General features: G+C 43.6%; 14 protein-coding genes. 2 read left to right on the plus strand and 12 right to left on the minus strand.

What is annotated here, in order from left to right; translation table 11 throughout:
- Positions 1–6 precede the first annotated feature (6 nt).
- Genes R2S08_RS02970 through R2S08_RS03020 form a run of 11 tightly spaced genes read right to left on the minus strand, consistent with a single transcriptional unit; the run spans position 7 to position 11,820 of the window.
- Positions 7–1,011, minus strand: a complete 1,005-nt coding sequence (locus tag R2S08_RS02970; RefSeq protein ID WP_316833804.1) for a glycosyltransferase family 1 protein — start codon at positions 1,009–1,011, stop codon at positions 7–9.
- Positions 998–1,957: a GDP-mannose 4,6-dehydratase gene (locus R2S08_RS02975; RefSeq protein ID WP_316833805.1), complete on the minus strand. Its 960-nt coding sequence runs from the start codon at positions 1,955–1,957 to the stop codon at positions 998–1,000. The genes R2S08_RS02970 and R2S08_RS02975 overlap by 14 nt, the downstream gene beginning before the upstream one ends.
- Positions 1,954–3,264 (minus strand): hypothetical protein, encoded by a 1,311-nt coding sequence (locus R2S08_RS02980; RefSeq protein WP_316833806.1) that lies wholly within the window; start codon positions 3,262–3,264, stop codon positions 1,954–1,956. The genes R2S08_RS02975 and R2S08_RS02980 overlap by 4 nt, the downstream gene beginning before the upstream one ends.
- Positions 3,254–4,489: a glycosyltransferase family 4 protein gene (locus R2S08_RS02985; protein ID WP_133779398.1), complete on the minus strand. Its 1,236-nt coding sequence runs from the start codon at positions 4,487–4,489 to the stop codon at positions 3,254–3,256. Before R2S08_RS02985 ends, R2S08_RS02980 begins: the two co-directional genes overlap by 11 nt.
- A gap of 5 nt (positions 4,490–4,494) precedes the next feature.
- The gene (locus tag R2S08_RS02990; RefSeq protein WP_133779397.1) at positions 4,495–5,088 is read right to left on the minus strand and encodes an acyltransferase; all 594 of its coding nucleotides are present in this window, start codon (positions 5,086–5,088) and stop codon (positions 4,495–4,497) included.
- Positions 5,081–6,220 carry a glycosyltransferase family 4 protein gene (locus tag R2S08_RS02995; protein ID WP_166644003.1) on the minus strand — a complete coding sequence of 380 codons (1,140 nt, stop codon included), beginning with the start codon at positions 6,218–6,220 and terminating at the stop codon, positions 5,081–5,083. Before R2S08_RS02995 ends, R2S08_RS02990 begins: the two co-directional genes overlap by 8 nt.
- Positions 6,217–6,810, minus strand: coding sequence for an acyltransferase (locus tag R2S08_RS03000; RefSeq protein ID WP_208300847.1), 594 nt, complete (start codon positions 6,808–6,810; stop codon positions 6,217–6,219). The genes R2S08_RS02995 and R2S08_RS03000 overlap by 4 nt, the downstream gene beginning before the upstream one ends.
- Positions 6,811–7,371 (minus strand): acyltransferase, encoded by a 561-nt coding sequence (locus R2S08_RS03005; RefSeq protein ID WP_133779395.1) that lies wholly within the window; start codon positions 7,369–7,371, stop codon positions 6,811–6,813.
- A complete protein-coding gene (locus tag R2S08_RS03010) occupies positions 7,352–8,665 on the minus strand; it encodes a polysaccharide biosynthesis protein (RefSeq protein WP_316833807.1) in 1,314 nt (437 codons plus the stop codon). The genes R2S08_RS03005 and R2S08_RS03010 overlap by 20 nt, the downstream gene beginning before the upstream one ends.
- Positions 8,662–11,019 carry a polysaccharide biosynthesis tyrosine autokinase gene (locus R2S08_RS03015; RefSeq protein ID WP_316833808.1) on the minus strand — a complete coding sequence of 786 codons (2,358 nt, stop codon included), beginning with the start codon at positions 11,017–11,019 and terminating at the stop codon, positions 8,662–8,664. Before R2S08_RS03015 ends, R2S08_RS03010 begins: the two co-directional genes overlap by 4 nt.
- Before the next feature lie 18 nt (positions 11,020–11,037).
- Complete coding sequence (locus R2S08_RS03020; RefSeq protein WP_316833809.1) at positions 11,038–11,820, minus strand: polysaccharide biosynthesis/export family protein; 783 nt, start codon at positions 11,818–11,820, stop codon at positions 11,038–11,040.
- A 247-nt stretch (positions 11,821–12,067) separates the two neighbouring features.
- Here R2S08_RS03020 and R2S08_RS03025 point away from each other — a divergent pair, with 247 nt between their 5' ends.
- Together R2S08_RS03025 and R2S08_RS03030 are read left to right on the plus strand one after the other, a co-directional pair.
- Entirely contained in the window at positions 12,068–13,078 is a 1,011-nt protein-coding gene (locus R2S08_RS03025; RefSeq protein WP_316833810.1) for an acyltransferase, read from the plus strand.
- Between the two features lie 10 nt (positions 13,079–13,088).
- On the plus strand, positions 13,089–14,168 hold the full coding sequence (locus R2S08_RS03030; RefSeq protein ID WP_316833811.1) for an acyltransferase: 1,080 nt from the start codon (positions 13,089–13,091) through the stop codon (positions 14,166–14,168).
- A gap of 60 nt (positions 14,169–14,228) precedes the next feature.
- On the opposite strand, the gene R2S08_RS03035 is transcribed toward R2S08_RS03030, so the two are convergent.
- Positions 14,229–15,824: a hypothetical protein gene (locus R2S08_RS03035; RefSeq protein ID WP_316833812.1), complete on the minus strand. Its 1,596-nt coding sequence runs from the start codon at positions 15,822–15,824 to the stop codon at positions 14,229–14,231.
- Positions 15,825–15,834: the final 10 nt, after the last annotated feature.

Raw genomic sequence — 15,834 nt, forward strand, 5'->3', positions numbered from 1 at the left:
GATGATTTAAATGTTTTTCACAGTATGGTATAGGTGGTAGTACTGACTGGCAATTTCATCCGGATCAAAACGGGTTTTATTCTTTCTTCCTTTTTCCAGGAGCGACGCCCTGTATCGGTCGTCTTCAATTACTTTAAGAATACCCGCTCTTATCGATGATACCTGGTAAGGATCTACCAGACAAGCGGCATCGGCGGCGACCTCCGGCATCGATGAAATGGAACTGGTGACCACGACACGTTCTACGGCATTGGCCTCTACAATGGGCATCCCAAAACCTTCGAAGGTAGATACAAAGGCCAGGATGTCGCATTCCTGGTATTTTTCCAGTAAACGTTCGTTAGAAATGTTATACTCATTGCTGTAGTCGGTCTCGTGGCTATGCAATGCCTCCAGGTACTCTTCGTTCAGTTTTCCTACGATCGTGAGGTGGCAGGAAATTCCTTTCAAAGCTTCTATGAGCCGGAGCAGGTTTTTATTGGCCCCTGTGCCTATATGCAGGATGACGGGCTTTGCCTGGTTAAAGGGCTTGGGAAATGGTGTATACAGAGGATCAATCGCTACGGGAATCACTTTAATCTTTTCTGGCTTGCAGCCTGTATAGGTAATAATTTCTTGTTTGGTCACTTCTGAAATTGCGGTCACTACAGCCGCTTTCTTCACTGGTGCACTGAGGTACAACCATTTTACTATTTTTTTGGCCAGGCCGGTTTTCCGGGGCATCATACCGCAATCCAAAACAGTAAGCACCACTCTTTTCCTGCTCATTAACAGGTCTAAAAAATGAACCTCCCCAGTAATGTGGTTAACGTCTCTGCCCTGTCTGAAAGCGGCTTCTGCGATATTGACCAATTTGGTATAATAGCCATCATTGTAGCATTTGCAGATGTATACCTGGGCATTAATCCGGTCTGCAAGTCTCTTTCTGATATCTTCAAAAATATATTCCACGCTAAAGCTAAACCCCTTGCGTGGCCGCCTTTGAAAATAGTTGACTTTAATCCTTTCCATTTGCCATTTCCTCCTGTATTAAGGTTTTCAAAACATCGTAAAACGACAGGTCGTAGGTCCAGCCCAACTGTATTTTTGATTTAGAATTGTCGCCATAGATGTCTTCTATTTCTGTAGGCCTAAATAGTTTCTCATCAATGACCAGGCGATCTATCGAAACATCCAGCTCCTTAAACACGCATTCAATAACCGACCTGAGCGTTACCGAACGGTTGGAGCAGATCAGATAATCATCCGGATGATCCTGCTGCAACATGAGGTACATGGCCTCCACATATTTAGGTGCCCAGCCAAAATCTCTTTTGATATCGATATTACCCACTTCCAGGGTTTCAGCATGACCTTTTTTAATCTTAATGGCCTGTAAGATGACCTTCTTGACAAAGAAATTCTCACTCCTGAGGTAAGATTCATGGTTAAACAAAAATCCACTGCAGCCAAATAAGCCATAAGATTCCCTGTAATTTTTGGTGATCCAGTGTGCAGAGGCTTTTGAAATGCTATACGGACTGATGGGATTGATGTAGGTGGTTTCTTTGATGGGCAGTTCAGAATCGCCGAAAACTTCACTGCTGGAAGCCTGGTAAAATTTGGCTGGAGAGTCCAGCATTCTTAGTGCTTCGAGGATATTCAGTACAGAAACGACATTAAACTGAATGGTTCCAATGGGTTGCCTGAAAGACAGGGAAACGGAACTTTGCGCGGCCAGATTATAGATCTCGTCGGGCTTATATTCTTTAATGGTGGCCATCACCTGCGAAAGATCCGCGAGGTCACACTCCACCAGTTCCACCTCATCCTGAATACCGAGGTATTTAAGGCCTTTTCGGTTGATGGTATGATAACTTCTGATCAGTCCAACGACCTTATAGTCCTTCTGGCACAACAATGCCGCCAAATAAGCGCCGTCCTGTCCGGTGATACCGGTAATAATTGCTGTTTTCATAGATGATCTGTTTCTGTATGATGGTGCATAGCGGCTATGATAAGTCCCCCTGCAAGTACACTAAAACCAAGAGCAGTGGGTTGTGCCCATTGTCCCTGAGGGATTACGGTTAAACCAAAACTGAGCAGCATCCATGGAAGCATTTGCCCGTTCTGCAAATTCCTAACGGCATGAATGCTCATTTTGAGGCTTAAAGCCACGCGCACCAGAATAACGCCGATGCCCATCAATGCGCCAAGTTCACCGATCTGTCTGTTCCATTCTTCTTCAGAGACAAGAAATTTCCGGTCTCCGGTCAGCAAGGCACTGCCCACATTCGTTCCCAAGCCTACTCCATGTCCGAAGAAGGGTTGATCAAGAGAGGTGGCAATCGCTGTCGCCATCCAGCCAAAGTAGCGGTTTCCGAAAGTTCCTTTTAGCCCACCTTCGGTGGTACTGGCGTTGGTAAACCGTTGCGTGAGTACTTTGGTGGCCGTTTGAAAGAAATTAAAATTACTCAACACAACGAGCATAATAACAATTCCAATTCCGGCAAGTACCACCCGAACGAAATTCTCTGGCTTTCTAAGCACAGTGACCAAAGCAAAGAAAACGACAATAATGATGGTAAAGCCCAGAGTACGGCTGATGGACAAAGGGATCACCGCGATAAGCGCTAATGTGGCACCACATAGGGCCAGTTTATTTACACCTTTTGGGTTGAGCCAGAAATACAGGATAAAACTTCCGGTAAGACCATAAAACAGGTGAATACCATTGGTAAAAGAAAAGGTTCCCGGTGGTCTCAAATAGCCCATTGCCCCACTAAAACCAGCTCCTGAACTGTCGCCGCCCACACCTCGGTTTACAAATGCAGATTGCGGGCTATAGAACTGCAAGGCGACCAGTAAGGCCATGGGGATAGAGACCCAGAGTAAAAATTTACCGATCCGGATGACATCCTCTTTATCCAGCGTTCTTCCGATGACAAAGATTAATGGAAAGTGCAGCAGGAATGTCCTTGCCCCAAAGAGGGCAACAAAGAGATTACCGTGCCCGAAGATCAGCGCAGTTAAAATGGATAGAGTACCTATAATGACCATAATTTTGAGCAGCACGGAAGAAGGGATCAGGTTTTTGTTCCAGGCCATCCAAAGCAGCAGAACTGCAAGCGGATCCCTGACGATGAGCAATGGTGATGCCAGGCCAGGCAAAACCCATTTACGCAGGGCCCCTTCAAAAATGAGCAGCAGCAGGTACAGCCAAATTCCCCGTTTTAGCCAGAGGTTTGGATCTTTATTTGGGTGTGAAGCGTCGTTATACCTCATCGATCAGTTGTTTAATGATATGATCTGCATATTTTTCCCAGGTGTAGAGGGCGGCGTGCTCTGCTGCCAGTTTCCCCATTTCCCTGGTTTGTTCTCTATTGTCTGTATACCATTGTAGTTTCTCCGCGATGGCTTCCGGACTGCGGATGGGTACGCAAAACCCGGTTCTTCCTTCCAGCACCAGATCTGATCCACCAGTATTGGGCGTGATGAGCAATGGCAATCCCTGGCTCATGGCTTCCTGCATCACCAATGCCCTTCCTTCTACTATAGAAGGAAGACAGAACACATCGCAGCTTTGCATGAGTTTCAAAACCTCTTCATGTGGCCGGCTGCTTTCGTAAGTAAAATCTGTCATCTGGGTTCTGTAAAAGCTTAGTGGTGCTTGTAGTGGCCCCATCACCACGAGCTCCACCTGCCCCGGCGGTAACATCTTCACGGCAGCAAAAAGATCTGCAAGTCCCTTTCGCTGCCCCATAGATCCCGCAAAGAGTATCCTTAAAGGCCGGTCAAAAGACTTGCTGCGTTGAAATTGTACAGGTTTTGGCGATCCAAAGGGCGACACGATAATTTTCTTTCCTGCAGCCCATTCAGGAATAGAATGTTTAACGAAATCGCCAGGTACAACAACAACGTCGGCCAGTTCAAGCTCCTGTTTTTTACGTTGTAACTTTGTTTCAGAATCATAAATTCCTCCACCCAGCGTTACTGCCCATGCCGGCAAGCGCCTGGCCTCTTCCTGCATTAATTTCCTTCCGGTTTCCCAGTAGGCAATAGGCAGGTCATAGATACATGTGACCCCGAGCACTTTTGCTGCCCTAAAGGTTTCGAGTGCGGCATCTTCGTAAGCATAAACTGCATGTATGTTAGCTGTCGAAAGCAGTTTGGGCAAGGCAGCAGCGACGGATTTATCCAGGTTCTGGTAGACCTGATCTAAAGATGCAAAGCCTTTTTCATGTCGTACAAAGTGTTTCAACCCGAATTTTGGAAGTACATTCCTCAAAAGCTCCAGGAAAGGGCGGCTATGGATATACTTTGGTTCAAGGTTATAGGAACGTCTGGACAACTCTGTTCTCCATGATCCGGGCAGTCTCCGTATCCAGCTCGCCTCAGTGGGCAAAGCAACTGTGGTATAAAATCCAGCCAACAAGCCATCTTCCTGGAGCGTCTGAAGCAGCGCTCTCACAAATTGGTTACCGGTAGGATGTGACATCAGGATCTTCATAAATTTCAACCAATTAACCAGGCCCTGTTCTCCGCGAGGAATTCGCAGGGGTTATAGTTCAACTCTTCTATTCTCTTTTTATGGATCGGACTAGCAGGAGTTCCCGTTACAACATGATAGGGTGCAACATCTTTGGTCACCACCGCCCTGGCCCCTACAACCGCTCCTTTTCCAATGTTTACCCCTGGCAGTAGCATCGCTCCCGTCCCGATCCAGACATAATCTCCTATTGTGATTTTGCCTTTTACATGTTTCCATTCTGGATCGTTCAAATCATGAGAAGCGGTCAGGATCTCCACGCCGTCATTAATGCAGACCCGCTCGCCAATTTGGACTTCATCGTGTAATGCAATATGGACGCGCCCCAGAAAGCTGAGTTTCCCCACCTTCAGGTTGCGTTTGTGACCTTCTATTCTTACCAGGCCAATTTCGGCCAGGGGGTGAATCTCTGCACCCTTTAGGCCCAAACGAAACCGCTTCCAGTTTCTTCCCAGCACAGAAGGGAACAACAACAATCTTTTTGCCCAGGCGCGGTAAAACAGTGGAGAACTGAGCGGGAACCTGGCCCTTTTGTTCCATAAATATCTTAAGCTAGCCATAGGATTCAGCGTTGGAGAGGTTCGCAATAAATTGTTCTGAAACCGATCTGACCGAAACATTTTTGGAGAAATCGGGCTGTGTTTGAAAAAACTGTGCAAGCTTACCGATTTCGTAAACCGGTATGTGAAGTGGGTTTTGTTTCTGAACAGGTCCAAACGGCTGCCATTCCCGGGCAACACAAATCAGATGAATTCCGTGGGCCATCATTGCTGCAACAGCGCCGCTTTTTTCTGCAAGCAGAACGGGCGTAGTAAACAATCCGAAGCAAAGCTCCGTGAGTAATTTCGAAAGCTGGTTATTGTCCAATTCCCCTAAAATAATTGCAGGTAGTCCGGCCTGTTCCCAGTCTTTTACTACATCTCCTAATTCCGGACCATTTCTACCTGCCACAATAAGTTTTAGGTTTTTTTGGTTTCGTTTTGCATAATCTGCAGCTTCCGCTGCAAAGGCTTTAATGGGTGTTCCAGAATGTATGCCTCCGAAAAGAACGATACTAAGTTCGTCCGACAGGGTATAATCCTGTTTCATTTTTTGACTGACACGATAAGGGTCTAAGACAGGAATATTAGAGAAAAGTGGAAGTCTCTGGGCTATATCCGTCAGTTTTTTCAATTCGTGCAGATAAACAGAGCAATGGGTGTGTACCAGGACGGGGTTTAGTTTTCTGAGCAGACCTTTGATCAACTGCCGTTGTATCATGCCCAGTAGCTGATGTTTCATATGGCTTTGTCTGTCCATTCCGATCCAGAGTTCATGAAACATAATGTGCCATTTCCGGTCTTTTCCAAATTGCTTCAGGAGTCCAGACAACTGATAAGGCAAGCCTTTGTGATGAAATGAAAAAGGAACAAACTGAAGGCTCATAAAATCCGGATCTATGGAGCAAACAAAGGAACTCGCTTTGGCTACTTTTTCTTTTGCAGGTAAATCGGCTGGAAGCCTCAGCTCAAGAGGTTCACCATTACCCAGCGGTATCAGAGATTGAAAAGTATAACTTATAAAAGGATCATTTAATGCAAGAGCCCATATTTGGTGACCATTTTTGATCAGTTCTTTACTCAGCTTCCTCACATAGTCTCCCACGCCATCTTTCCCGGGCTCCAGGCTTCCACATACAAAAACAATCCTCATTGCTTCCTCCTCTCTCCGATTTTATGTGCCGGAACACCAGCCCATATTTCCATCGGCATTACCGTTTTCGTGACAACAGCTCCGGCACCAATCACCGCACCATCACCTATCTTTACGCCTTTTAAAACTACTACATTACAGCCCAGCCAAACATCTTCACCAATGGAAATCGGCGCTGCCGGGCAATCCTGTTCGCTCATCGGTAATCCAGGTTCAATTCCATGGTTGTGGTCTATAAACCGGCATCCGGAGGCAATTAAAGAATGGTCTCCAATGCTGATGTGGCTGGTAATATTAAATTCACAACCCGATCCGATAAATACATGATTGCCAATCCGCACAGAAGGACCTGGTTTCCACGCCGCATCATATTTAAAATGAATGCCTGTTTCCAGTTTACAGGCTTTGCCTAATGCGATCTGATGCGGCCAGTTCACTTTTATAGAGGGCAACAGCGTTTTTGAACCAATCTGCATGCCCTGCAAGCGATACCAGGATTTTCTAATCCAGGCGCAAAAGACAGCAATCAGTCTGAACTTCAAAACAAAAAAGGCTTGATGGATGCTCTTGTTCCCTTCCATAGTTTTCATCTATTGAAACAGTCTTTTATATTTTGTCTGGTAGTTGAGGTCCTTTCGCCGGGCCTTGATTAATTTTGCAGGTACCCCTCCCATAATTGAATAGGGTGCAACATCTTTGGCGACTACAGCACCTGCTGCTATTAATGCTCCATAACCTATGGTAACCCCTGGCAGTATAATGGCACGGGTTCCGATCCATACGAAATCCTCGATATGAACAGGCTTTTCTCTTCCCTTAAAATCAATTGCTTCCGTGTCATGATCAGCGGTAAGAATCAGTACTTCCTGTGAAATAGACACGTTTTCGCCGATGCTGATTCCTCCACGGTTATCGAGCCTGCACTTCTGATTGATCACCGAGTTGGCGCCGATACTTAGGTTTTTAGCGCAATCAAAACTGCAATGCATAAAAATAGAGCAACCAGGCCCCAGGCTCAGGTGCATAACTTTACGGTAATAAAAATTCCTGATCCGCTGAGATGGAAAACCAGCAATCCATTCATTACAGAGGTATAATCTGAACTCGGAAAGTAACCCTTTAAAGCCTAATTTATTCTCCCGTTGCTCCATAAACTGATTTAAGTTGAAAACTTCGATACAGGAAATAACCACAGTATAAAATCAGACCGACCAATGCACTGATGATAGAAAGAACCAGAACGTTGGTCAACAGCCTGAGATTCATGAAACAGATCAGCAATACCTGGGTTGAGATACTGACTGAGATGTGCAGCACCGGCGAAATGGCCCAGCCTCTAGCTACAGAGAGGTAGTTCGCAATGCCCGACATTAAAACAATACATGCGGATATGGTAACCAATAACAAGGGTATTTCCAGATGCTGATATTTTTTTCCGAGAATATAAAGCACGGGGCCCGGAAAGAAATAGACGATGCTACAAGCTACTGCACTGATGAGCAGCAAGAGTAAAAGGATCTGGAAAAATCTCATGATCAGCAAGCCAGGCTGTTCAGGTAAGCGGGCAAAGCGGGGTATCACCAGTGTAGAAAACATAACCGCCACGATACCGAGTAACCCGGCAATTCTTTCTAATGCGCCAACTTGCGCGATAGATTCGGTATTGCCAAAAATAGAAATGAGCCAGATGGTGATTTGACTGGAAGCGCAGTAATAAATAGTGCTGGGAATGGTCCTCTTCAGCATTTGCTGAATATCCCTGCGAACCACCCGGTCTTCTTTCTGCTGAAGATCGGTAAACTTCAGTGCTATCTTTTTTAATTTGATATTGGCCCACAACCTGGTCACCCCACCGGCCAGCATAGCAACGATGGTAAAGGGGAAGAACAGGAGTGCACTGAGCAAGAGAACAAATCGGGTGCAGTTTGCAAAAACCTGGTTCTTTTGCAGGGCATTAATGTCTTGATTGAGTTTTAAAGGTACTTCGAACAAGGTGTCGGATAAGGCAGCGTAAAAAGCAGGGATCATCGAAACGGCTATTCCCAGTGCCATCAGCCATGAGGCTCCATGGTGCAGGAGCAGATAAATCAATATTGGTGTACTAACCAGAAGTGTTAAGAGCGCAAATCTTTGCCGCAAATGAATACCGGTAATGATGACCTGCCCCAGCTTCTTTGGATCCTGCCAGACTTTTCCACCTGCAGCGAGGGTACCTGCCCCTATTCCACTGTCGGCCAGAACAGTTACTGTAGCCAGCATCGTATTGGCTAAGGTGTACAGGGCATATTCTTTGGTAGGAAGCAGGCGAATAATTAAAATACCGCTGATCAATCCTAAAGCTTGTACCAGCAACTGCGCTAAACCTGTAACAGAAATGAGCCTTCCCCATTCCAGCAGTCTGGAATAGTAAGTATGTACAGGTATTTTACCGCTCATCGTCTTCATTTAGCTTTTTTAAACCATTTTAAGAAGGAACCCCGTTTGGTATTCTTTTCTTCATAACCATATCCATAGCCATAACCATATCCATAACCGTAAGCCTGGGTATATTTAATGTCATTGACCAGAATGGCGATGTTTTTCATTTTCTGACTGGCATAAATTTCCTGGGGAATATTGAGCTGGTCTTTATACGTATAAGCTTGTCTGACCACATACAGATTAAGGTCTGCGTACTTGCTCAACAACTGTGCGTCGGTAACCAGACCAACCGGAGGTGCATCCAGTATAATATAGTCAAAACGTTCTTTCAGCTCCCGAAGCAGTGCTTCTGTACGGTCGTTCATGATTATCTCCGCCGGATTTGGTGGAATTTGACCAGAACTGACGATATACAAATTGGGATGTGTTCCGGTTGGCATAATGATGTTTTCCGGCTGCAGATCTTTGTTGACAATGTAATTGGTAAAACCAAAATCCCGGCTGAGGTTCAGCTTATTGGTCAGGTTGGGTTTTCTCAGATCCATTTCAATAACCACTACTTTTTTGCCTGATATGGCCAGTACGGTGGCGAGGTTCAAGGAGATAAAGGACTTTCCTTCACCAGACATGCTGGACGTTAAGAGTATGGTTTTTTCCTCATTCTTCAGAAAAAAGGATAAATTGGTTCTAAGGGTGCGAAACTGTTCTGAAATAGGGCTTCTGGATTCCTGATCAACAACAATGGTTTGGCTGCTCCGGTCATTATGACCAATTTCACCAATAATGGGTACTTCGGTAAAACTGGCGATCTGATCTTTGGAAGTGATCCGGGTATTGAGCTTATCGGTCAGTAAAATCAGCCCTACAGGTAAAAATAGCCCCAGCAGGAAGCTATAGCCCAGTACATTGACTCTGATTGGACTAATCGGGCCAAAAGATACCGGAGGTTCTATGATCCTGCAATTGGAGATATTGGATGTTTTGGAAATGGCTGTTTCCTCCCTCTTTTTGAGCAAAAACACATACAGCTCCTGTTTAATTTGCTGCTGACGTGTTAAATCAAGATAAGTCCGCTCTACAGCAGGCACATTTTTTACCTGTCCGGCAATCATACTGGAATGCGACTGCAATCTGCTTCTGGAGATGAGTAAGGTTTTTCTTAAACTTCTTAAACTAGACAGCATATCTGCTCTTGCTCCTGCAATCTGGGCATTCAGGTTCTGCATATAGGGATTGTCTTCGGTTTGGCTCAGGCTCCTCTTTTCCTTCTCCATCACAATACTGTTGAACCTTTCTACCATGGCGCCAAAAGTGGGGTCTTCCAGCAAGGCGCCACTAGGTACGATCCGCTCTGAGGTTCCTGCTGTACTGAGGTATTTTTCAATGGAATTGAGAATGCTGATCTGTGTTTCTACCTTAGCCAGATCTTCAACAGATTCTTTAGTGGAGCTGATGAGCTGTGTAGACTGTGCTGAAATATCGGCAAGTTTATTTTTCTGTTTAAAGTTTTGAACGGTTCCTTCGATATTGCCGAGTTCTTTACTCACATACAGCAAACGGTTTTCAATGAAGGCGATCGTACTGTCGGCTACCCGGTTCTTATCTTCCAATGTACCGTGAATGTATGCTTCGATGAGTTTATTCAACACATCTTCCGCTTTTTTGGGGGTTTGATCGGTGAAGTCGAGCGCCAAAATCTTGACCATCACTATAGGAATACTGACATCCAGGCTTTTCATAAAGCCCATAGCGGCTTGTCCTACTCTATCCACCTGTATGGTATATTCCTGACCCGGAACCGCTTCTTCAGTGCCTTTTTCTATCTGTACTTTGCCTAGGCCCGGAATACGAAACTGCTGATAGAAGCTTACCTGCCGGCCAAAGTCTTCTCCGTTAACCGCGATTTTATTTCCTTCCATTTTGACTTCCAATACCTGAGGGAAAATGCTGTCAGGAGAATTAAAAAGCCGTAAAACGAATGGTGAGGTTTTATACAGTTCCACCTTTCTGATCTTACCTTTATGATAATAGGTAATGTAGGATTTCAAATCACGGACTACTTTCTCCATGAGGTGCCTGGTTTTTAAGACTTCAGCTTCCGCATCTGCACTGTTCCCCATTCCAAACTGTGCGCCAAAGGCCTTGGAAATGGCGTCATCGCCTGGATTAGGGGCCTTGTCTTCAGTAATCAGAATTTTAGATGTTGTTTTATAGACTGGTGCAGTGTACCTTAAATAGAGAAATGCCAGAAAAAGGCATAACCCAAGAGAGATTACAAACCAGTACCAGTTTTGGAGAAACCTGGCCAACAATTGTTTAAAGTTGAACTGATTTTTCTCTCTGAAAAAATCTCCTTGAGGTTGTTTAGGGTTGGTCATGTAGTTCTGCTCTAGGAATTATAATCTTACTGCGGTAACGATGAGGGTGGCAACGGCCAGTATGATGGTAATGAACTGATTTTTGGGTGCATTATTGGCGGCTACTTTAGCTTTATTAGGCTCCACATAGATCACATCATTTTGTTTCAGGTAAAAATAAGGGGAGGCCATCAGACTGGAAGAGCCCAGGTCCAGACGGATCACGTCTTTCCAGGTTCCATAATCACGAATCAGCATGATGTTTTGTCTTTTGCCGTAGATGGTAAGATCTCCCGCCAGGGAAATGGCATCTAATATGCTGACCTTTTCGTTCGGGACAATATAGGAGGCCGGCTTGGCTACCTCTCCCAGTACCGTAACTTTAAAATTAGCGAAACGCAGTTGTATGGTGGGGTTTTTATAGTATTTAACAGCCTTTGCTCTGACGGCTTCCTTGGCGTCCATTGTGTTGAGGCCCGCTACTTTAATCATACCCAGCATGGGCAACTCCACGTAACCATTTTTATCTACCAGAAAACCGCTTATTGCACCAGTGACTGCAGACGCATTTGCCGAGGGTTGATTTCCGGTTTGATTAACGGGTAACGAAGCGGATGGGTCTATCGTTTGTACGGTAATGCTGAGAATATCGTCGGTCTGGATGAGTGGTTCATGGAACTCTGTTGCAGGGATTTGTTTTACCCGGGAGGAATCCAGATCGGAGAAGTAAATCGCATTTTTGGTGCTTCCACAGGAAAAACATAGTGCGATGAACACCAGGACTCCTCCAAAGGCGTAAATTCTAGGTAGTTTTCTAATCATATAGGGTATTGAGTTAAATCCATTTACATCCTGTGTTACTATTTTTCAACTTCTTTGATAAATTAGAAATATCCGTTGCGACAAAGAATTAAGTAAATATAATTTCAACAACATTTAATTATTCAATTCGACTCGCTAAATACTGATAATGAACAAAGTGAACAAAAAAAAGCCCTGTGGCATCGCTTAATTTCGTTAGAAAATGAAGCATAATTGCATCTTTTAGGAATATTAACGCTATAAATTGATGGCTAATAAAAATAAAATTACAAGTCTGGCCGCTTTACGGGGAATCGCGGTAATTGCAGTGTGTTTTTGTCATTTTAGTAAAGCTGCTGAAAATGGAGCCCACTTTTCCGGAGTTTTTAAATGGATGGAAGATTATGGGAAATATGGCCTGCAGGTTTTCTTTGTCATATCTGGTTTTGTCATTCCATATAGTTTAGAGAAGAGTGGCTATGCTTTTCGGGATTATCCGAGGTTTCTATATAAGCGTCTTTTACGTTTGCATCCCCCCTATCTTGCCGCCCTGGCCTTCACCTTGTTTATCGCGGAAGTTTCTTATAGGTCAAGACATTTACCCAATCCGGAAAATTTAAGCACTATAGTACAAAGCCTCTTTTATTTACATGCGCCTATTGATAATCCCGTTTTCTGGTCTTTACGGATAGAGGCTGAGTATTATCTGTTTATTGGTTTATATTTTATCCTGCTAAAAAAGTATCCTTTTGTTGCAGTTGGCGCCGGCATTCCAATACTGACCATTTTAAGCCAAACCCACCTTGTTGATTATTGTGGTCTCTTTAACTTTATGGTATTTTTCATGATAGGTACTGTTGGATTTCTTGTTTACAACAAGTCTTCAAAACCTTGGTTAGAGCAGGCTCTACTGGTTTTTCTGTTGGCATTTTGCTTCCTGTTCTACGAACAAGGTGCTGCTATAGCCGCTTTGTTTACTATATCGATCATTTTGTATGTGAACAAGAGTTTCCATTCTGTATTGGAGCATCCGGGAGAGATTTCTTACTCCTTATATTTAATTCATTTTCCACTAGGGATTAAATTCATGAACCTCATGATGCGGACAACTAATGGGGAATATGTCTGGTGGCTGTTTGCGGGTGCATTTTTCCTGTCCTATGCCTGTGCATGGGTGTTCTGGCGTTTGATAGAAAGGCCATTTATGAGGCTTTCTCAGAAAATTAAATATACAGCGGCAGGCCCTGCTGCTGTTTCGCTCCCTGTCCAAAGTCTATAATTAAAGCTCCATGAAAAGAATACAAAGTTTAGACGGCGTTAGGGGAACCTTCATTATCATGGTCATCATTGCGCATGCCCTGGAGACCATACCTGGCTTTGAGCAGAATCATCAAATGTCAACTTATTTCATCATCAATACAGGGCAGCTCGGGGTTAAAATGTTCTTTGTAATGAGTGGCTATCTGATCACAAAATTGCTGCTCTTAGAAAGAGAAAAAACGGGAAGAGTAGATTTAAAAGATTTTTACCTGAGAAGGATGTTTAGGATTTTCCCGACTTTCTTTCTTTACATATTTGCCTTACTTATTTTGAAATGGACGCTTGTTCCTGATATTTTTACCCATTACTCGCTCATTCTCGTTGCAGTCTTTTACCTATGGAATTACAAACATTTTTTTCTTAGCCCACATCCGGAAGACAAAGGAAACTGGTTTCTGGGGCATTTCTGGTCTCTGTCCATGGAAGAACAGTTCTACCTGCTATGGCCGGTTACTTTTGTACGTTTTCAAAGAACAACATTGATTAAGATTGTAGTGGGGATTGTGCTGATTATGCCTTTGCTTCGGGTAATTACCTTTCTATGTTTTCCGGCTAGTAAACCTTATGTAGGAGACATGCTGCATACCGGAGGGGATGCCATCTTGATCGGCTGCCTGGCAGCATTGGTAGAGGAAGGACCTGGTTTCAGGGAGCGTTACTTGAAGTATTTCCACAACATCAGTCTCATAGCCGCTGTGGCGATTTTTTTATTTATACTCTCACCAATCCTCACCCTTAGGTTTAAAGCGGCTTACAACCTCACTATAGGCTTCAGCTTAAATAATTTGAGCATCATGATCTTATTGTACTGGAGTATGTATGTTCCTTCTTCAGTATCAAAATTCTTTAACACCAGGATCATTTCTCAGCTGGGTGTTGCATCTTATTCCTTATATGTATGGCAGCAATTGTTTTTGACCACAAAAAATGATTTTTGGGTCAATCGCTTTCCCCAGAATATTATTGTGGCAGTAGTTGTAGGACTGGGTTCGCATTATTTTATTGAAAAGCCGGTATTGAAATTGAAAAACCGGTTCAAAAAAGTGTAAAATGAAAACGGGATTCTCTGTTTCCATTGAATCCCGTTTATCTAATGTGGTTGATACAGACTACATATCATAGTAGAAATTCCTGAATGAAGCACGTAAGCCAATATTGATCATTTGCTGTTTGTCTGTCCACTGGCTGTTGCTTTCTTTTCTGTAGGTATAGCCAAGTTCCAGACGCAGGTTGTTTTTAGGGTTAAGGATATAGCCTATTTTTGCATCTGCGTAGATAAGGTTTGTTTTTAGGCCGTTGCCGATAAAAACACCGTAATCGGAAGCACGGGTCCGGTAGTCCTTGTAAATATCCTTACCGTAGTTCATACCGTTAATATCTAAGCCATAAGTTGCTGCTGACAATTGAAAACGGGTATCGAATCTTTTCCAGCGGTAACTTGCAATTCCTATATATTCCGCAAAATTGGCACCAAGCGGATCAGCCAAAGGCTGGCCATAGTGACCGTAATTTTTAAAATGATCTAAGGAAGAGTAAGAATAAGGTCTTACCCTATTCATTTCTACCTGTAAGTTTAAATGATTTACATTGAAAACGTCAAAACCTTTGATCCCTAATTGGCCACCTTGCTTGTTGGCCCAATAGCCTTTACCACTGAATACCTCTTTTGCGGTGAATTCATTGATCATGAGCTGGCCATAAGCCACATAGCGATCCGCAATCTTATAGCTTGCATTTAACCCCATTAAGGCCTTATCAGGAGAACCATTAGCAAATTCTGTTGGCCTCATGAACATAACTGGATTGACATAACTGAATTCGAAACCCCGTGGTTTCCACATGATATTTTCGAACAGACCTAAACTCAAACGATTCGTGACGTTATAACTTAGATAATGGAAAAGACCATATTTTTTAGGAAATGGCGTCTCATCATCCATAGGTGTATCATAAAAGTCGATGAATTGTGCCCACATTACCATATAACGCACACGACCCAATGTCGCAGTTACCTTTAAGAAAGGATAATTGAATGCATTATCAGAAAGTAATAAAGAGCGATAACCGTCTCCAATAAAGTTCTTATCATAACCCAACTGAAAGTTGACATACTTCACTGGTGTATAGGAAAGCGTACCTCCAGAATAGGCGTAATCAAAACCACCGCTACCATACTTTTTAATGTAACCCTGACCTGGAACCACCCTATTGGTATTGATGTAATCCGTCAAATATCCAGGAAATTTAGCTTGGTTTTCGAAGAAATAACTGGTAAAAGAGAATTTTGATCCAACATTCCCACCTATTTGAACACCTCGGGTATTTAACCAGGTCGTCTTGCTGTTTTGTTTTCCAATTTGTAGATCAGGAAGGTAATCCAGGTAGAATGAATAGTCTCTGTCTTTTACTTCTACCAAATGCTGATGAAAGAGTTTCCGGAAAAGCCAATTTTTGTATTGCCAGTCCTTTTCTTCTGGCATGGCTTTTTTCAATAAGCTGTCTCCGCTTACGCTATCAATATCATTAACGACATAAGGTAAAATCGCGGTATGGCTTGTTTTGGAATTATTGAAATAAATTTCCTTTCCTAATTTTCTGTTCAGGTCTTGCCCTAAGGGCAACAATTCAGACTGCCCGTAGGCTGTTGTACTCAATATTGTAGCAAATAAGATACAATATAAGATTCTAAGTTTAGTAAAGGTCATCCAATAATTA

Source organism: Pedobacter nutrimenti, from assembly GCF_032678445.1.
GTDB lineage: Bacteria > Bacteroidota > Bacteroidia > Sphingobacteriales > Sphingobacteriaceae > Pedobacter > Pedobacter nutrimenti_A.